The organism is Deinococcus pimensis DSM 21231 (assembly GCF_000519345.1).
GTDB classification, from domain to species: Bacteria; Deinococcota; Deinococci; order Deinococcales; family Deinococcaceae; genus Deinococcus_A; species Deinococcus_A pimensis.
The window spans coordinates 20,441-38,595 of sequence record NZ_KI912677.1 but is presented as its reverse complement, the minus strand read 5'-3'; the positions used below and the strand labels follow the sequence as shown (position 1 = coordinate 38,595).

The following is an 18,155-nucleotide window of genomic DNA, read 5'->3' as shown; positions in this document are numbered from 1 at the left end:
CCATGCACGAACGCAGCGCCAACCGCTCCAACCGTACCGCCCTCCCCGCCGGTATCGTCGCCCTCACCCTGCTCCTCGCCTCCTGCGGCACCACCACCGTCCCCACGACCCCGGAGCACGCGAGCGCTCCCGGCGCGCAGACGCCCGACGTGAACGTCACGGTGGCCGCGCTGGCAGGCGACCTCGTGAGCACCTCGCTCTCCAACGAGCCCTTCACGGCGAGCACCAACGCCTGGGGCCCCGTCGAGCGCAACCGCAGCAACGGCGAGCAGGCCGCCGGCGACGGCCGCGCCATCACCCTGAACGGCGCCACCTACACCCAGGGTTTCGGCACGCACGCGGGCAGCAGCATGACCTTCAACCTCGGCGGCAAGTGCGCCACCTTCACCTCCGACATCGGCGTGGACGACGAGGTCGGCAAGAGCGGCAGCGTGGTCTTCCAGGTGTTCGCCGACGGCGCCAAGGTCTTCGATAGCGGCGTCATGACCGGCGCGAGCGCCACCAGGAAGATCAACGTCAGCGTGGCGGGCAAGCAGGAACTCAAGCTCGTCGTCACCGACGCCGGCAACGGCAACGTCTCCGACCACGCCGACTGGGCGGGCCCCACGCTGAGCGGCTGCGACATCACCCGCCCCCTCGGCGGCCTCGCCCTCGCCGCCTCCACCAACGCCTGGGGTCCCGTCGAGAAGGACCGCAGCAACGGCGAGCAGGCCGCCGGCGACGGCCGCGCCATCACCCTGAACGGCGCCACCTACACCCAGGGCTTCGGCACGCACGCGGGCAGCAGCATGACCTTCAACCTCGGCGGGCGCTACGGCACCTTCCGCAGCGACGTCGGCGTGGACGACGAAGTGGGCAATGCCGGCAGCGTGGTCTTCCAGGTGTTCGCCGACGGCGCCAAGGTCTTCGATAGCGGCACCATGACCGGCGCGAGCGCCACGAAGCAGGTCAACGTGAGCGTGGCGGGCAAGCAGGAACTCAAGCTCGTCGTCACCGACGCCGGGGACGGCAACGCCTACGATCACGCCGACTGGGCCGCGCCGACTCTGCTCACCAGCGGCACCGTCCTCGACTCCGCGCCCGCCCCCGTCGCCGTTTCCGTCCCCACCCCCACCGTGACCGACGTGACCGTCGCCCCCGCCACGCTCGCCCTCACGACGGGTCAGAGCGGTACCCTCGCCGCCACCGTGAGCGTCACCGGAGGCGCCGCCCAGACCGTGAGCTGGACGTCCAGCAACGCCGCCGTCGCCACCGTCGACGCCAGCGGCAAGGTCACCGCCGTCGGCGCCGGAACGGCCACCGTGACCGCCACCTCCACCGTGGACGGTGCCCGTAAGGCTGCCGCGACCGTCAGCGTCACCACGCCCGCTCCGGCCCCTGCGCCCGCTCCGGCCCCCACGCCCGCGCCCGCGCCCGCGCCCACCACGGTCACCTACAGCGGTCCCATCGTCATCACCAAGGGCGGCACGTACAGCGGCAACTGGGAAAGCAAGGACCCCAACGTCGCCACCATCGAGATCAAGACGCAGGAACCCGTCGTCATCGAGAAGTCCAACCTTCGCGGCGGCGCCCGGCTCATCACCGGCTTCTACGCCAACCTCACCGTTCGCGACAGCACCTTCACGGGCGTCAATCCCAACGTGTACGGCAAGGCCAAGGGGTACGCCATCGGCCTCGGCAACGTCGTCAACCTGCGCGTGGAGAACAACACCTTCGATCAGACGGGCGGCATCTACCTCAACTGGTTCAACGGCAACGCCGCGGCGGGACAGACCATCAAGATCCTGCGCAACAAGTTCCGCAACATCGACGGGCGGCTCAGCAACGGTCAGGGCGGCTGGCTCGATGGTGGTGGCAACTACGAGAGCGCCCGCGAGGTGCGCAACGCCGTGATGTTCAACAGCGTCCGCCGCCTGCCGAACGCGGAGATCGCCTGGAACGAGGTCGTCAACGAGCCCGGCAACAGCCTCGTGGAGGACAACATCAACATGTACACCTCCAGCGGGACCGCCGACAGCCCCATCCTCATCCACGACAACTACATCCAGGGCGCCTACCCCATCCAGCCCGCCCTGGAAACCTGGTACGCCGGCGGCGGCATCCTGCTGGGCGACGGCAGCACCACCAACCCCGACGATCACGGGCACGCCCGCGTCTACAACAACCAGGTCGTGAGCACCACCAACTACGGCCTGAGCATCATGGGCGGCGTCGACAACCAGGTGTACAACAACCGCGCCCTGTCCAGCGGCCGACTGCCCGACGGACGCCGCATCCCCAGCACCAACGGCGGGATGATCCTGTGGGACTACGCGAAGGTCGCGGGCATGACGCCGCCCACCTTCGGTATGAACGTCATGCGTGACAACACCCTCGGCTGGACGCGCGTGAACGCCGACGGCAGCATCTACAACAACCCCATGTGGACGCCCGACTGCGCCACGAACGGCACCCAGTGCGCGAACAACGCCAACCTCGGCACCGTGACCGTGACGATGGAGCAGGCGGAGTTCGCCCGCTGGAAGGACAAGCTCAGCACCAGCGGCGTCACCGTCGGCCCCCGCTGAACACGGTAAAGCGTCAGGGCCCGGGCATGCCCGGGCCCTGACGCTTTACCGTGTTACCGAGCGCTGGCCGAGGCGTTGGCCTTCGGCTGCGGTCCGACCACGACGTCGGCGGCGGTCAGCTTCGCCTGCCAGCGGCCCAGCTCGGCGCGTTCGAGCGTCTGCGTGATGGGTCCCGGGATCGTCTCGTTGCCGGTGCACAGGGACTCGCCGTACTCGTCGACCTCGCAGTCCGGGAACCAGAAGGGATTCTGGACGTCCTTCCCGAGCAGCGGCCTCGCCCAGCCGACCTCGTTGTTGCGGAACACGTTGCCCCGGAAGGTCCCGTACTGCTTGTTCTTGTAGGCGTCCCAGATGTACATGCCGACGTTCTGAGCGTGCACGGGCTTGGCGCTCGGCGTGTACCCGCTGGAGACGATGCGGTTCTCGAACGCCTCGATGTGATGTCCCGCGGAGACGACGATGCCCTGATTCGACGTGTTCACGACCTGGTTGCGGTACGCGAGGATGTAGCCCGAGGCGCCCGCCAGGGTGCGGCTTCCGCCGTCCCCGAGGTTCATGCCGCCGCCCGCGTACTCGTCCGTGACGGGATTGGCGGCGTAGGCACCCTGAATGTAGTTGTCGTGGATCTTGATGCGGCTCGACGCGACCCCGCTTGACAGGAACATGTTGATGTTCTCCTCGGGACGGCTCTTGCCGGGCTCGTTGACGACCTCGTTCCAGGCGATCTCCGCGCCCGTGATGTTCTTCACGTCGTTGAACTGCACGAACTGCACCAGACGGAACTGCGACGGTGAGAAGCGGTCCTTGCCGATGCTGTAGCGTCCGTCGATGTTGCGCGCCCGGTTGCGCAGCACCTTGATCGTCTGGCCCTTCTTCGCGCTGCCGATCCACTTGCGGAAGTACATGCCGGAGGTCCCGACGAGCTCGTTGTTCTCCACCGTGACGCTCTCGAACTCCTCCATCAACAGGAAGCGGCCCGGATACCGGTACTCCTTGAGGGGCCGGCCCGGATTGAGCGCGACGCCCCGGGTGTTGCGGACGGTCAGGTTGGCGCGCGCGGCGTGACTGAGGATCAGCGGACCGCGGCTCTGGATGTTCGAGAATTCGATCACGACGGGTTGTGACGTGTTGACGGTCACGGCGGCGCGCCGTGGATCGAGACTCTGCCAGTTTCCACGGTACGTGCCGCCCTTGGTGATGACGAGCGGACCGCTGTACGTCAGGCCACGCTGCGCTTCGACGGAGGTCGTCGTGAACAGCAACAGTCCTGTGATCAGGCTGCCGCGCAGCAGAACATGAGTCATACGTGTGCCATGGTAGCAGTTCGACCGAAGCACGATTTCCGGCCTCAAAGGAGACCGAAGGGTGCGTAAGAGAATCGTGGAGGTGCAGCGTCCGCGTCCGGGAAGAAATACTTCCTGTCCGTGAAGTCCTCCTGAAGGAAAGCAGGAGTTGACTTCACTTCACCATGATCGGGTCTGGGAACCTTGAGGGTGCGACATCGTCATCGACGTCACTGCCCCCCTGTATTTTTCGACTGATCTCACGAAACGATGCAAACCTGACAACGACGGGGAGGTCCTGTGAGCAGGAGCATATGCGCCGTGATCGTCACGTACAACCGGAAAGCCAAGCTGGTTGAGTGCCTCGCGCACCTCGAACGTCAGACCGTCCGGCCTGACGCGGTCCTCGTGGTCGACAACGCCTCCACCGACGGGACGGTCGAGCTCGTGCGCTCCCGGTATTCCGGCGTGCAGGTCCTCGCGCTGGAGGAGAACCGGGGTGGCGCGGGCGGTTTCGCGGCGGGCATGCGTCACGCGTACGCCGCCGGATTCACGCACCTGTGGCTGTTCGACGACGACGCCTTCGCCCAGCCCGACTGCCTCGAGCGGCTCGCGGCGCACGCCCGGAGCGCGGACGTCGTCGTGCCCGTCCAGGTCGATCAGGTCGGGAGGCGCTACGGCGTGTACGCCTGGCACGGTCAGGTGGGTGACGTCGACACCATCCGCGAGGAGGTCTTCCCCGTCGACGTCTTCACCTTCGTCGGACCGCTGATCTCCCGCGAGGTGATCCGCAAGCTGGGTTTCCCCAGGGAGGACTTCTTCATCTGCGCCGACGACCTCGAGTACGCCCTGCGCATCCATCACGCCGGGATGCGGACGCTCTGCGTGGGCTCGGCCGTGTTCAGGCACGACTACGGCGGTGCGACCGTCACGGTCAGGCGCTTCGGGCGCAGCAGTCACCGACGCACCGACCCCGCCTGGAAGAACTACTACAACACCCGAAACGACATCCTGATCGCGCGCGCGATGCCGCCCGCCGCCCGCCGCCGCTTCGGCAAGTTCCTCGTCTACAAGCACGCGCGTTCGTCGCTGGGAGAGGCGATGTTCGACGCCGACTTCCTGGCGAAGTGGAAGTACACGGCGCGCGGCGTGATCGACGGTGTGCTCAATCGAACCGGCATGCGGGTCAGACCGAACGTCATCAAATGACGTCCTTTTTCGGAGGACCATGAACACTTCCGCGCGTCCCCGCGTCATGCACGTGATCGCCAAAGTCCACCTCGGCGGCTCCGAGGAGGTGGCGCTCTCCATCACGGAGTCCCTGCGCGACACCTTCGACTTCTCGTTCTTCTCCGTACTGGGCGTGGCCGACGACGCCGTCGGGCGGTCCATGCGGGAACGCCTGCGCGCCGCTCGCGTCCCGCTCTTCACGGGAACGCCGCTCGACATGAAACGCGGAGGGCTCGTGCACGGCGCCGCCCGGCTGTGGGCCGCCCTGAACCATGAGCGTCCGGACATCGTCCATCTGCACACCGACGTCCCCGACGCGACCTTCGCGGCTGCGACCCTGCTGCCGGGACGACTGCCCAGGCCGGCCGTCGTCCGGACGGTCCACAACACGGTCCTGTGGCCGAAGTGGGACCGCCTCGGCGCCTGGGTGGAGGGCCGCATCGAACGGGCGCAGATGGTGGGCGTGTCCGCCGCCGCCATCGACCATCTCCACGCCTACCGCGCCCGGCACGGGCTGCCGCGTCTGCCCGACGCGCAGTGCCAGGTCGTCTACAACGGGGTGTACAGGGACGTTGAGCCGCGCGGTCCCGAACGGACGCGCGCCCGACCGCCCGGTCCGGTCCGCGTGCTGTTCGCGGGCCGCTTCGAGCATCAGAAGGGCTGCGACCTGCTGCCCGCCATCTTCGAGCGGGCCGCGGCCCTCACGGGTGCGCCCGCCGAGGTGACGATCGCCGGGGGCGGCGCGTACGGCCCGGCGCTCGAAGCGTGGGTCCGCAGCACCGCCCTGCCCTGGTCGGTGCGGGTCGTGAGTCCCATCGTGGGTCTGCGCGACCGCCTCGCGGAGTACGACGTGCTGATCATGCCGTCCAGGTTCGAGGGGCTCGCGCTGCTGTGCATCGAGAGCGTCCTGGCCGGTCTGCCGACCATCGTCGCCGACGTGGACGGCATGCGCGAGGTCTTCCCCCGGCGCGCGCCCCTCGCCTGCCCGCCCGAGGACGTGGAGGCCTTCGCGCGGGCCCTGGCGAGCGTCGTGTCCGACATCGAACCGCACCTGAGGCGCGCCGACGACCTCATCCCGGGCGTCCGCGCACGCTTCGGCATGCAGCGCATGAGCGCCGAGTACCGCCGCGTCTACCGGACGGTGCTCGCCCTTCCGGACGCCGTGTCCGTCGGGAGCGCCCGCCTCAACTCCTGAGGCGGGGCGCCCGCCCTCAGGGTCGGTCGGTCACGTCGAGCAGCAGCGCCCAGTCACGTCCACGCCCAGCGGAGGGCGGCGTGAAGACCTCGACGTCCCCCTCCACCACCGTGACGGGCGTCGTACGACCCGTGCGGGGATCGAACCAGGACGCGCGGACCGGTCCGCGCCCGAGGCGTGTGAGCGACAGGCCGAACGGACGCCCGACCGCGCTGTAGATCATCGCCCACGTCCGGCCGCGCAGGGCGAACACCCCGTCCGGTCCTCCCGGAGCGTTCACGAGCAGGGAGGACGCCGGCTCCCGCTCCAGGAACGGGCGGGACTCCAGCAACGCGCGCAGGTGTCGCATCTGCGCGGCGCCCGGGGCGGCGAGCGCTTCCCGCCAGCCCACCAGCGGGCCGTTCACACCCGCCCGGCCCGGCGCGTGCATCTGCCACACCGAGTGGTGCCCGTACGTGTGGCCGAGCGCCCCCGAGAACACGCTGCGGTACGCGGCGACCCGCACGTCCACGTCGTCCGAGTGGCCCTGCCGCGCCGCGTCGAAGCACACCGGGTGCCGTTCGTAGATCGGCTCGGCGTTCAGGACGGGCTTGCGTGGCAGGAGCGCGGCCGTGCCGCGCAGCAGGTCCCACTCGTTCAGTCCCCGGCAGTGCCCGGTCTGCCAGCTGCTGAAGTCCAGCCAGTCGTCGGCGTGAAACCACGTGGAGGACGAGTGCCCGACCGGCGGGTGGAAGCTGATCAGCGCGCGTGCCCGTCCGCCCACGCCCTCCTCGATGCCGAGCGCCATGGCGCGCCAGACCTCGCGTGCCCGCGCGTCGGGCGGTCGGTCCCCGCCGACCATCCAGATGATCGGCGCGTCCCGGTAGCGCCGCCCCAGGAACAGGCCGTACGCGCGGGCCGAGGCGGGCGTGAAGAGCCCCGCCTCGCTCACCCACGAGCCCCAGCTCGGCAGCAGCGCCACCCGGAGGCCCAGCGAGGCCGCCTCCCGCACGACGAAGTCGACATGATCCCAGTAGTCGTAGGCGCCCGCGTCCGCGGCGCTCGCGCCGGGCGTCACGGCGGGTCGGGCCGGATCACGGCCCGTGAGGGGCAGGTCCCCGTACGCGTTCGGCTGACCGGGACCGTCGAGTTCGGCCAGCGCGACGGTCTGCACGACGTTGAAGCCCCCGGCGGCCCGCTCGCGCAGGTACGCCCTCGCCTCCTCGCGGTCGAGGCGGTGCAGGAGCTCCCAGGCGGTGTCCGCGAGGTACACGAACGGCGCGCCGTCGGACCGGACGAGCGAGTGGCCGTCCGGCGAGACCCGCAGGCGCGAGTCATCACCGGGCCACGAGACCCGCCGCAGGGTCCAGCGCTGCCCGCAGTCCGGGGCGTCGCCCGCCACCCGGACGGCCGCGCCGTCGGATTCCCGTTCGCCCTCCACGGCGAGCCGCAGGTTCGGCGCGTGCAGGGGCGCGAGCTTCACGGTCCCGTCGCCCGCGTTCAGGACGCGCCAGCGCTGGTTGGGCGCGCCCAGCGCGCGCCACTGGATGACGGGTGTCCCGGCGTCGCGGGCCGCGCCGCTCACGTCGAGGACCCGGTCGCTGTGCTGCGCGGTCAGCACGAAGGTGCCCTCCCCGGCGTCTGTGAGCGCCCAGTGCTGGTTGGGCGTGTCCGCGAAGGTCCACGTCTGCGCGGCGGCCCCGTCGTCGAGGCTCATCTTGCGGATGTCGAGGCTCCGTCCCCCGCAGGCGCTCAGCAGGGCGTACGTCGCGCCGGATACCGGGCCCGGAGGTTCGGGCGCCCCCACGGTGGGCCGCGCCGCGAGGACCGCGCAGGTCAGCGCGAGCAGCGCGCGCCAGGCCCTGCCGAACTGCCCGGCGCGGCCTCGCCTCACGGCTCGCCCGGCGTGACGCTCTCCTCGGGACGCCAGGGGACGGGGCTCCGCTCCGGTGGGAGCGGCTCGCCCGCCGACGGCTTGGCCGTGCTCGGCGCGGCGAGGTCGTCCCGACGTCCCGTGAGGCCGCGCAGCCCGTCGAGGACGGCGTGCAGCCTGAGGCGGACGCGTCGCCAGCCGTCGGGCTGGAAGGCCACGTCGCGCGCCATCTCCAGCGGCTGACGGCACACGTAGCGCGCCGCCGCCCCCCAGCCCAGCGAGCGCCTGCGGACTGTGACGAGGTAGTTGCGGTTGAAGTAGTACTCCTTCCACGCGGGCTGCGCCTGCCGTGGGCGCGGACGCCCGAAGCGTCCGAGGACGCGCCGCTCCACCGTCGTGGCGAAGTCGTGCTCCACCACGCTCGACGGGACCAGCAGCACCTTCAGACCCGCCTGACGCAGCCGCAGGCCGTACTCCCAGTCGAAGATGTCGATGAAGTAGTCCTCGCAGGGCAACCCGTGCGCGCCGACCGCCGTGGCGGGCACGAGGGCACCCACGAAGGCGATGAGGTCCACCTCGCGCGGCGCGCGCACGAGGGCCGGGTCCACCGTCACGGGACGCTCCCTCCAGTCGAGCGCCCCGTACAGCCGTCCGGAGCGGTCACGCTGCCACGGCACGAGCACCCGGTCGGGCGCGGCGTACCGAAGGAGCTCCTCCAGCGCGTCGGGAAGGGGATAGGCGTCGTCGTCCATCACCCACAGCCAGCCGTGCCCGGCCTCGTGCGCGCGCCGCATGCCCTGTGCGAAGCCGCCTGCCGCGCCCACGTTGTGGGGCAGGACCAGCACTTCCACGTCCGGGAAGCGCGTCCGCAGGAACTCGGGCGTGCCGTCCGAGCCCGCGTTGTCCACCACGAGGATGCGGTCGGGGCGCCGCGTCTGGAGGGCCAGCGTTCGCAGGCAGCGCTCCAACAGGTGCCTGCGGTTGTAAGTCAGCACGACGGCGCAGACGGTCGTCTCGTTCATCACGGCCCTCAGCTTCTCGCGAGCGCGTCCGGACGCTCGGCGCCATCTTCCCCGAACAGTTCGTCCTGCCGCCGCCGCAGGTCCACGGCCACGCGTCCCTCGGGCAGGCGGACGTCGTCGTAGGTGAGGACCGTGTCCTTCGGCACATCGCGCAGCAGCACCGAGCCCTGCGCGAGCCCCATCGGGAGGAGCCGCCCGCCGCGCGTCACGTCCGCGTTCTCCGCCTGCCCGTACGTGAGGTACCCGCCGAGCCCGTCGATGACGTCCCCGGCGCGCAGGTCCGTCTTGGCGGTCGCGACGACGTCCACGAGCGGCGCGCCGAGCGGCTGGAGCACCGCGTCGCCGAACAGCACCACCCGCGCCGCCGAGAGCGGCACCTCGAAGTGGCACAGGTGGTAAGGCGTGTAGAAGCTGTACAGCGGTCCCTCCCCGAGCTTGTACAGGTTCAGGTAGTGCCGCTGTTTCGGGTCGTCGTGCGTGGCGAGCACGAACACGCCCGGACCCGGCTTCGTCCCGACGACGTAGTCCACCACGCCGCCCAGACGCCGCAGCCCGTCCACGTCGTAGTGCGCCGTGAGCTCGTCCACGTGCCCGGGGAACTCCAGGCCGCGCATGCCGCGCTTCTCGACGCGCATGCCGGTGCCGTTGGCGACGATGGCCTGCTCGAAGGAGATCTTCGTGCCGTCCGCGAAGCTCGTCACCATGTGCGGGTCCTGTCCCCAGCGTTCCGCGAAGGCCTTCTGCGTCGTGGGCGTCCGGTAGGGGTCCTGCAGACCCTTGATGTTGCCGCACACGAGCGGCGTCAGACCGATGGAGCGCACGAAGCGGTACAGGTTCATCTGCACGCCCGGCTGGTCCCCGTCGGCGGCGGTGAGGATCACGCCCGCGTCGTCCGCGAGCTTCTTGAGGATCGGCCCGACCGTCGCGTCGAGCTCCGCGTTCATCGTGACGACGTGCTTGCCGTGACGGATCGCCTCGAGCGTGACGACCGCGCCGAACTCCACGTCGCCCGTCACCTCGATGAGGCAGTCGACGCCGTCCGCGCGGCACAGCAGGACGGCGTCGTCCGTGACGGCGGGCACGCCCGCGCGGATGGCGTCCTCCAGCGCGTCCTGAGTGTGCACGACGCGCGGCGTGGGCGCGCCCGCCTCGGCGTAGGCGCGCGCGGCGCCCTCCACGCGGCGGTTGGAGATCGCGACGAGCCGCATGCCGGGCACGCTGTTCTGAATCTGGTTGGCGACGCCGCGTCCCATGAAGCCCGCGCCGATCATCGCGACGCGCACGGGACGGCCCTCGGCCTCTCGGCGGCGCAGGGCGGTGTCCACGATGATCACGACGTCACCTCCTCGGCGCCCAGCAGGGGCCACGCCGCGTCCTTCGCGGAGATCACCGTGACCGGCAGGGGCCATGCGATGCCGAGCCGGGGGTCGTCGTGCCGCAGACCGCGCTCGAAGCCGGGCGTGTAGAACTCGCCCACCTGGTACGTGACCTCCGCGCCGTCCGTGAGGGCCTGGTAGCCGTGCGCGAACAGTTCGGGCACGTACAGCGCGCGGCGGTTGTCCTCGCTGAGCTCCACCGCGACGTGCCGCAGGTACGTGGGGGAGTCCGGACGCAGGTCCACGATCACGTCGAGGATCGCGCCGCGCGTGCAGCGCACGAGTTTCGTCTCGGCGGCGGGCGCGAGCTGGTAGTGCATTCCGCGCACGGTGCCCGCGCGGTGGTTGAAGCTGAGGTTGCACTGCGCCACGTCGGGCTTCAGGCCGTGCGCCTCGAACTCGCGCTGGCAGAAGGTGCGCGCGAAGAAGCCGCGCTCGTCCTCGCGGACGTCCACGTCGATGACGAAGGCGCCCCCCAGCATGGTCTCGGTGAAGATCACGCCGGGCTCCCTTCCAGGGTGGCGGGCACCGCGAACGGATCGGTCCAGAAGAAGTCGCGGTCGATCTGACCGGTCGCGAGCAGGTGTTCGAGCTGCCGGAGGCGGGTGAAGCCGCGCGACTCGAAGTCCTCCCGGGTCAGGCCGATCCGCGTGAAGAGCGCGGCGAGCTGACGGGCGCCCGCGCGGGCGTCCCACTCGCAGCGGAAGTCGGGCAGGCGGGCGTGGATCTTGTCGAAGTTCACGCGGTAGCTGCGGTTGTCCGCGCCCTGCTCCCCGAAGGACAGCGCGCAGCCCGGCAGGGCCTCCGCGACGATCTCGGCGATCTCGCGCACGCGGTAGTTCTGACGGTTGTCGCCGACGTTGAGGATCTGGTCGTGCACGGCCTCCACGGGCGCGTCCAGCACGCAGGTGATGGCGCGGGCGATGTCGAGGCCGTGCACGAGGGGCCGCCAGGGCGTGCCGTCGGAGGTCATGCGGATCTCGCCCGTCGTGAACGCGACGCCCATCAGGTTGTTGAGGACGATGTCGAAGCGCATGCGTGGGCTCGCGCCGAACGCGGTGGCGTTGCGCAGGTACGTCGGGCTGAAGCCGTCGTCGGCGAGGTCGCGCAGGTCGCGTTCCACGAGCGCCTTGCACTCGGCGTAGGCGGTCTGCGGATTCACCGGGGACGACTCGTCCACGAAGTCCGCGCCGCCCACGCCGTACACGCTGCACGACGACATGTACACGAAGCGCCGCACGCCCGCCGCCTTCGCGAGCCGCGCGAGCCGCATCGAGCCGTGGTGGTTGATGTCGTAGGTGATGTTGGGCAGCAGCTGTCCGAGCGGGTCGTTGGACAGCTCGGCCATGTGCACGACGGCGTCCACGCCCGCGAGGTCGGACGCCTCGACGTGGCGCAGGTCCCTGGCGAGCGTGAAGGGCGTGGGCGTGCCGGGATGGTAGAGCCAGCCGGCGCGGTAGTAGCCGGTGTCGAGCGCGACGACGTCGTGGCCGAGGCGCAGCAGTTCGGGCGCGAGGAGCGAGCCGAGGTAACCTTCGGTTCCGGTGACGAGGATCTTCATGCGGGCACTCCTGCGGGGACGGGTGCTGCTGCGGGGCGGAGGTGGGCGGGCACGGGAACGCGCTCGGCGACGACGCGGCCGATCTCCAGCGAGGACGTCGCGGCGGGCGAGGGGGCGTTGCAGACGTGCAGCGCGTCGGGCGCGTCCACGAGCAGGAAGTCGTCGACGAGCGCGCCGTCCGGCGTGAGGGCCTGCGCGCGCACGCCCGCCTCGCTCGGCACGACGTCCGCCTCGGTGACCTCGGGCACGAGCGCCTGGAGGCTGCGCACGAAGGCCGTCTTGGAGAGCGAGCGGACGATCTCCATCGCGCCCTCACGCAGGTTGCCGCGTGCGAGCCGCAGGAAGCCCGGGTAGGTGAGGACCTCGGCGAGGTCGCGCGGGTTCACGTCGGTCTTGCGGTAGCCCTCGCGGGCGAGGGCCAGCACGGCGTTGGGTCCGGCGTGCACGGAGCCGTCGGTCATGCGGGTGAAGTGGACGCCCAGGAAGGGGAAGTCGGGGTTCGGGACGGGGTAGATCAGGCCGCGTACGAGGTGACGACGCTCCGGGGTGAGTTCGTAGTACTCGCCGCGGAAGGGCACGATGCGTCCGCCCGGGTCGGCGCCCGCGAGCCGCGCGATCCGGTCGCTGTGCAGGCCCGCGCAGTTCACGAGGACGTGCGCGGCGAACAGGCCGTTCGTGGTGTCGAGGGTGTAGCCGCGCGGGTCGCGGCGGACGTCCGTGACGCGCGCGCCGTAGTACAGGCGCCCGCCGCGCGCGCGGATCCCGTCCGCGAGGACCTCGCAGACGCGGCGGTAGTCCGCGATGCCTGTGCTGGCCACGAACAGGGCCGCGACGCCGCGCGCGTGCGGTTCGTGCTCGCGCAGCTCGCCCGGGCCGAGGCGGCGCACGTCGAGCCCGTTGAGCAGGCCGCGCTCGAGGAGACGCTCCAGGCCGGGCAATTCGTCGGGGGTGGTCGCCACGATGACCTTGCCGCACACCTCGTGCGGGACGCCGTGCCGCTGGCAGAACTCCACCATGGAGCGGTTGCCCGCGCGGCCGAGGCGCGCCTTGAGGCTGCCGGGCTTGTAGTAGATGCCGGAGTGGATCACGCCGGAGTTGCGGCCCGTCTGGTGGCGGGCGGGACCGTCCTCCTTGTCGAGGACCACGACGAGCGCGTCCGGGTAGCGCCGCTGGAGCGCGTCGGCGGTGGCGAGCCCGACGATGCCGCCGCCGATCACGGCGAAGTCGTAGCGCACCGCCTCACCAGACCTTCCAGGGGGCTCTGCCGCCGCTCCACAGGCCTTCGAGGTAGTGCTTGTCGCGCAGGGTGTCCATGGGCTGCCAGAAGTCGCTGTGGCGGTACGCGTCGAGCTGACCGTCGCGGGCGAGGTCGCGCAGCGGCTCGGCCTCCCAGGTGGTGTCGTCGCCCTCGATGTAGTCGATCACGCCGGGCTCCAGCACGAAGAAGCCGCCGTTGATCCACGCGCCGTCCCCGTTGGGCTTCTCCTGGAAGGAGCGGACGGTGTGTCCCTCTTCGAGGGTGACGGCGCCGAAGCGTCCGGGGGGCTGCACGACCGTCATGGTGGCGAGGCGTCCGCCGCGGCGGTGGAAGTCGATCGCGGCGGTGATGTCCACGTTGCCGACGCCGTCGCCGTACGTGAAGCAGAAGGTGCCGTCGAGGTACTCGCGCACGCGCCTGAGCCGCCCGCCGGTCATAGTGTTCTCGCCGGTGTCGACGAGGGTGACGCGCCAGGGCTCGGCGTGGGCGTAGTGGATGTTGGGCTGGTTGGACCGCAGGTCGAAGGTGACGTCACAGTTGTGCAGGAAGTAGTTGGCGAAGTACTCCTTGATCATGTACTGCTTGTAGCCGCACAGCACGACGAAGTCGTGGATGCCGTGCGCCGAGTACATCTTCATGATGTGCCAGAGGATGGGCCGTCCTCCGATCTCAATCATGGGCTTGGGGCGGACGGCGCTCTCCTCGCTGATGCGGGTACCGTAGCCGCCCGCCAGGATGACGGCCTTCACGAACTGCTCCTCGTTGAGGTCATGGTTCTCCCGGTGCCTGAATGGTGTTGGGCAATCCCTGTCGAATGGACGCCCGGTTCGGCCCGGAGGGGGACGAGGAGCAGCGGCGCGAGGCCGGGGTCGCCTGTCTATGTCTTCAAGACAACCTCATCGTCCTGAATTCACGTCAACAGAACGCTACAAACGAGCGGAGGGCGCCCCCGGGGCGCCCTCTCTGTAGGAAAGATGAACTTCGCGGCGCTCAGTAGGCGCCCGACCCGAGCAGCACCACCCGCACCGTGCGGAACAGGATGATCAGGTCCAGCCACACGGACCAGTTGCGGACGTAGTACGGGTCCCAGCGCTCCATGCCGAGGTTGCCCGCCTCGGAGCGGCCCGACACCTGCCACAGGCCCGTCATGCCCGGCCGCACGCGTGAGCGCAGGAACTGGGTGCTGCTGGACAGCTGCTGCTGGTGGTAGGGCGGCAGCGGACGCGGCCCGACGAGCGACATGTCGCCCAGCACGACGTTCACGAGCTGCGGCAGCTCGTCGAGGCTGAGCTTGCGCAGCACCACGCCGACCTTCGTGACGCGGGGGTCGCGGCGCAGCTTGTAGTTCGCCTCCCACTCGGCGCGCAGGGCCGGGTTTTCCTGCAGGGTGCGGCGCAGCACCTCCTCGGCGTTCGGAAGCATCGTGCGGAACTTCCAGGTCTTGAAGAGCCGTCCGCCCTCCCCGACGCGGTCCTGCAGGAAGAGCGGGTTGCCGCGGTCCTCGAGCCAGATGGCGAGCGCGATGAGCAGGCACACGGGCAGCCACACGGGCGCGCTCAGCACGACCGCCGTCACGTCGAAGGCGCGTTTGACGGCGCGGGCGAAGGGATCGAGCACGTTGCGGGTCACCTCCAGGCCGAGCACGCCGCTGAAGTCGCAGGCCTTGACCCACAGCGACTCCACCTCGAACAGGTCGGGGATGATCACGACCGTACGGTAGGCGGACAGCGGGCCTTCGAGCATCTCCACGGTGCGTTCGCGTCCGATGCCGGGCATGGCCAGCACCGCGATGGGCGCGCGCGGATCGACGTGGGTGCCGGGTCCGAGGACGGGCACGCCGTGCACGGTCGTGCCGATCAGCGCGGGGTCGTCGTCGAAGACGCCGACGGGGATGTAGCCGTAGTCGCGGTTGTCGCGCAGCGCCGCGACGAGCAGCCGTCCGGTGGCGGCGCCGCCGTACACGACGGTGGGGACGCCCCAGAGCCGCGCGAACATCAGGAGGCGCTTGACGGCCCAGCGGGTCGCGAGCAGCAGGGGCCACGCGGTGACGAAGGCGACGACGAGCACGAGACGGTCCGTGGCGGTCGTGTCGGTCGTGAGGAAGAGCACCGCGACGGTGCTGGCGAAGACGATGAGCAGCAGCTCGGTGATCCGCTTGAGCTCGGTGGGCGCGCCGAGACCCCAGCTCGGGAGGAGTTGCAGGAACCACGCGCCGACGAGCCACGTGGCGATCACGAACCATGGCACGTCCTCGGTGGGGGCGGGTGTCACGACGAGCCCGACGATCAGGGAGGCGAGCGTGACGGACACGGCGATGGCGAGACCGTCGCCGAGGGCGAGCATGACGGCGTTGATGACCCGGCGTGACCAGAGGAGGCGGTCGTTCGCACGGACGGTACGGTTGTGAATGACGGTATCGTTCAGAACTTGCATCGGTTCATTCCTCGACCGCTCCTGAGGGGTGTCGTCTCCGGTGGGGTGACGCGGATGCGGACGTGACGGGGCGGTGGCTCGTGCCGCTGGGCCCTCCCGAGGAGGGCCCGCCCATGGTGCGCGAGGGGTCGTTACAGCTTCGCAAACGTGACGAATTCGTGGAGAGGGCGTTCAGGACGTCACGGCTTCGCTCGTGACCTTGCCGGAACGCGCGCCGCTGAGTTCCTGCGCGGGAACCTGTCGTCCGGGGTTGAGACCCACGAGCTTGTTGAGGACGAAGCCGAGGACGCGCACGTGCGCGGTCGTGGCCTGCGAGAGGGCCTCCTCGACGTCGCGGCCGGCGCTGCCCGACGCGACGACGAGCAGCAGGCCGTCGGCGTGCGTGGCGTGCGAGACCGCGTCGGCGGTGGTGAGCAGGGCGGGCGTGTCCACGAGGATCACGTCGTAGTCCGCGCCGAGGACGTTCATGGCGCGGTCGAGCTCCGCGCGGGCCGCGCGGCCCGCGCGGGCGGCGGGGTTGGGCAGCAGCAGGTCGACGTGGTCGCTGACGGTCTGCAGCGTGACGTAGTCCTGCGAGAGCGCGCGGGCGGCGGGCGTCTCGTCCTTCTTGAGGGCGGGCGCGCTGCGCGTTCCGGCGCCGGGCCGCCACAGCTCGCGCTGAACGCCGGCGGGATCGGCGTCCACCACGAGGACGCGGGCGCCCTCGTCGGCGAGACTGGCGGCGAGCGCGGCGGTGACGCTGCTCTTGCCCTCGCCCTCGTCGGCACTGCTGATCACGACGCGGCGCGCGCGGCCCTCGACGTCCGGGAGCTGCGACAGCACGTTCACACGCAGGAAGCCGGCGCTGTCGTACAGCGCGCCGCTGTGGGTGGCCGTGACGACGCCGCGGCGCAGGGCGCGCGCGCCGAGGCGGGGAAGCCGTCCGAGCACGGGCGTGGAGCCGCGGGGCAGGTCCAGCTCGCCGTAGATGCGGCGGCGTCCGGCGGCCAGCAGCAGCGCGGCGCCCGAGCCGAGCAGCAGGGTCACGAGGCCGGCGATGAGGCCGCTGCGCGTGGGACGCGGCGCGGCGGGGCGGCTGGGGCGGACGGGCTCGGAGACGAGGTCGAGGGTGCCGCTGGCGGAGCGTTCGAGCACCTCGAGTTGCGCGATGGTCTGCAGGGTCTGCGCGCGTGCGGCGAGCAGGCCTTCACGTTCGGCGGGCGTGGGCGCCTCCAGTCGGTTGGTGCTGGCGATGCGTTCGTCGAGGCCGGTCACCTGACGTTCCAGGCTTGTGCGGGCGCTCGTGTAGCGGTTGCGGACACGATTGGTGTCCCAACGCAGCAGCGCGTCGAGGCCGGCCTGCGTGAGGACGCGGGCGGTCTCGGGATCGTTGGCGCGTCCGTAGAGCTGGTAGACGCCGCCCTCGCGCTCGTCGCCGGGCGTGGAGACGCTGAGGCGCGTCAGGGCGTTCATGGCGAGCTCGCCGCGCAGCGACTGCACGAGGGCGCGCTTGGTGGCGGCGGGCAGGTCGCTGGCGTCGATCCGTCGGATGACGTCCTGGACGACGCTCTCGCTCTGGAGGGCCTGGGCGACGGCGCCCTGCGGCAGCCTGGGGGCCTGCGCGAGGCCGGGGACGAGCGGGGCGCCCGATCCGGCGTCCTGGGTGATGATGCTGCCCGTGGCGTAGTAGACCGGCGTGGAACGGCTGGCCAGCAGGTACGAGCCGCCTCCGGCCAGGACGGACAGTCCGAGGATGGGGAGGAGGTGGCGGCGCAGCGTGGCGCTCAGGCGGCGGTAGTCGACGTCGTCCGTGCCGGGGTTGTAGCTGGGTTGCATCAGGCGTGGTCCTTTCGTCCGGTGGGGGAGGAGATGAATCGTCAATGACGGGCCGGGATCGGGGCGTGCGTATCGGCCTTCCGGCGCGTGGCGTTCGCTTCCTGTCGGTTCCGTGGGGCGGTCGTCCGTTCGTAGGCGGCGGCAGTAAGGCCGGAGGCCGGACCCTGGTGGCAGTATGGCCTTCCCGGCGTTACTGAAGCGCCAATGACGTGCATGTGACACGAATAGTTGAGAGAGAAAATTCACATCTTAAGATTCGGTCAGCGCTGGACGCCCAAAAATAGGGACATTGCATTAAGGTCGTCTAGACATTATGAGGGCTCGCCGAGAGAATATTCGTCTCTTTCGTGTGTCAAAGGGGCTTTGTCCCCTCGTGGGCGATGAGGAACAGGGCCCAGAAATTTCTAATTTGGTTTAGTTAAGGTGGGCTTGCTCGGGAAAGATAAGATCATCCTTAGGGATTCCCAAGCATCAAGCTAATCCACCATCAGCCTGAGGTCAGGTTCAGACCTTCACCCCAGGATGTCCTCCGACTTGTGGCCGTCCGTCGTCACAGCGCAAAC

At 70.2% G+C, this 18,155-nt stretch carries 13 protein-coding genes; 3 read left to right on the top strand and 10 right to left on the bottom strand.

Annotation, left to right across the window (positions count from 1 at the left end):
* Positions 1–2: 2 nt before the first annotated feature.
* Positions 3–2,567, top strand: coding sequence for an NPCBM/NEW2 domain-containing protein (locus tag DEIPI_RS36265; protein ID WP_052352042.1), 2,565 nt, complete (start codon positions 3–5; stop codon positions 2,565–2,567).
* A 53-nt stretch (positions 2,568–2,620) separates the two neighbouring features.
* Here the strand turns inward: DEIPI_RS36265 and DEIPI_RS41760 are convergent, their stop codons facing one another.
* Entirely contained in the window at positions 2,621–3,871 is a 1,251-nt protein-coding gene (locus tag DEIPI_RS41760) for a hypothetical protein (RefSeq protein WP_027483719.1), read from the bottom strand.
* A gap of 279 nt (positions 3,872–4,150) precedes the next feature.
* Here DEIPI_RS41760 and DEIPI_RS36260 point away from each other — a divergent pair, with 279 nt between their 5' ends.
* Both DEIPI_RS36260 and DEIPI_RS34795 read left to right on the top strand, forming a co-directional pair.
* Positions 4,151–5,059, top strand: a complete 909-nt coding sequence (locus DEIPI_RS36260) for a glycosyltransferase (protein ID WP_084475015.1) — start codon at positions 4,151–4,153, stop codon at positions 5,057–5,059.
* A gap of 19 nt (positions 5,060–5,078) precedes the next feature.
* A complete protein-coding gene (locus DEIPI_RS34795) occupies positions 5,079–6,275 on the top strand; it encodes a glycosyltransferase family 4 protein (RefSeq protein WP_045235235.1) in 1,197 nt (398 codons plus the stop codon).
* A 16-nt stretch (positions 6,276–6,291) separates the two neighbouring features.
* Here DEIPI_RS34795 and DEIPI_RS34790 read toward each other — a convergent pair whose 3' ends face one another.
* From DEIPI_RS34790 to DEIPI_RS34780, 9 genes are all read right to left on the bottom strand, one after another.
* Positions 6,292–8,148: an apiosidase-like domain-containing protein gene (locus DEIPI_RS34790; RefSeq protein WP_052352040.1), complete on the bottom strand. Its 1,857-nt coding sequence runs from the start codon at positions 8,146–8,148 to the stop codon at positions 6,292–6,294.
* Positions 8,145–9,149 (bottom strand): glycosyltransferase family 2 protein, encoded by a 1,005-nt coding sequence (locus tag DEIPI_RS36255; protein ID WP_052352039.1) that lies wholly within the window; start codon positions 9,147–9,149, stop codon positions 8,145–8,147. The genes DEIPI_RS34790 and DEIPI_RS36255 overlap by 4 nt, the downstream gene beginning before the upstream one ends.
* An 8-nt stretch (positions 9,150–9,157) precedes the next feature.
* On the bottom strand, positions 9,158–10,483 hold the full coding sequence (locus DEIPI_RS0126030; protein ID WP_027483718.1) for an NAD(P)H-dependent oxidoreductase: 1,326 nt from the start codon (positions 10,481–10,483) through the stop codon (positions 9,158–9,160).
* Entirely contained in the window at positions 10,480–11,025 is a 546-nt protein-coding gene (rfbC, locus tag DEIPI_RS0126025; RefSeq protein ID WP_027483717.1) for a dTDP-4-dehydrorhamnose 3,5-epimerase, read from the bottom strand. The genes DEIPI_RS0126030 and rfbC overlap by 4 nt, the downstream gene beginning before the upstream one ends.
* Positions 11,022–12,086, bottom strand: coding sequence for an NAD-dependent epimerase/dehydratase family protein (locus tag DEIPI_RS0126020; protein ID WP_027483716.1), 1,065 nt, complete (start codon positions 12,084–12,086; stop codon positions 11,022–11,024). The genes rfbC and DEIPI_RS0126020 overlap by 4 nt, the downstream gene beginning before the upstream one ends.
* On the bottom strand, positions 12,083–13,321 hold the full coding sequence (lhgO, locus tag DEIPI_RS0126015) for an L-2-hydroxyglutarate oxidase (protein WP_027483715.1): 1,239 nt from the start codon (positions 13,319–13,321) through the stop codon (positions 12,083–12,085). The genes DEIPI_RS0126020 and lhgO overlap by 4 nt, the downstream gene beginning before the upstream one ends.
* A 4-nt stretch (positions 13,322–13,325) precedes the next feature.
* Positions 13,326–14,093: a glucose-1-phosphate cytidylyltransferase gene (gene rfbF, locus DEIPI_RS0126010; protein WP_027483714.1), complete on the bottom strand. Its 768-nt coding sequence runs from the start codon at positions 14,091–14,093 to the stop codon at positions 13,326–13,328.
* 241 nt (positions 14,094–14,334) lie between these two features.
* Positions 14,335–15,777 carry an exopolysaccharide biosynthesis polyprenyl glycosylphosphotransferase gene (locus DEIPI_RS0126005; RefSeq protein ID WP_045235234.1) on the bottom strand — a complete coding sequence of 481 codons (1,443 nt, stop codon included), beginning with the start codon at positions 15,775–15,777 and terminating at the stop codon, positions 14,335–14,337.
* Positions 15,778–15,948: 171 nt separating this feature from the next.
* A complete protein-coding gene (locus DEIPI_RS34780) occupies positions 15,949–17,592 on the bottom strand; it encodes a polysaccharide biosynthesis tyrosine autokinase (RefSeq protein WP_052352038.1) in 1,644 nt (547 codons plus the stop codon).
* Positions 17,593–18,155: the final 563 nt, after the last annotated feature.

Coding starts and splice junctions, on each gene's coding strand:
- DEIPI_RS36265 (WP_052352042.1), top strand. CDS start 3: ATGCACGAACGCAGCGCCAACCGCTCCAACCGTACCGCCCTCCCCGCC.
- DEIPI_RS41760 (WP_027483719.1), bottom strand. CDS start 3,871: ATGACTCATGTTCTGCTGCGCGGCAGCCTGATCACAGGACTGTTGCTG.
- DEIPI_RS34795 (WP_045235235.1), top strand. CDS start 5,079: ATGAACACTTCCGCGCGTCCCCGCGTCATGCACGTGATCGCCAAAGTC.
- DEIPI_RS36255 (WP_052352039.1), bottom strand. CDS start 9,149: ATGAACGAGACGACCGTCTGCGCCGTCGTGCTGACTTACAACCGCAGG.
- DEIPI_RS0126020 (WP_027483716.1), bottom strand. CDS start 12,086: ATGAAGATCCTCGTCACCGGAACCGAAGGTTACCTCGGCTCGCTCCTC.
- DEIPI_RS0126005 (WP_045235234.1), bottom strand. CDS start 15,777: ATGCAAGTTCTGAACGATACCGTCATTCACAACCGTACCGTCCGTGCG.
- DEIPI_RS34780 (WP_052352038.1), bottom strand. CDS start 17,592: ATGCAACCCAGCTACAACCCCGGCACGGACGACGTCGACTACCGCCGC.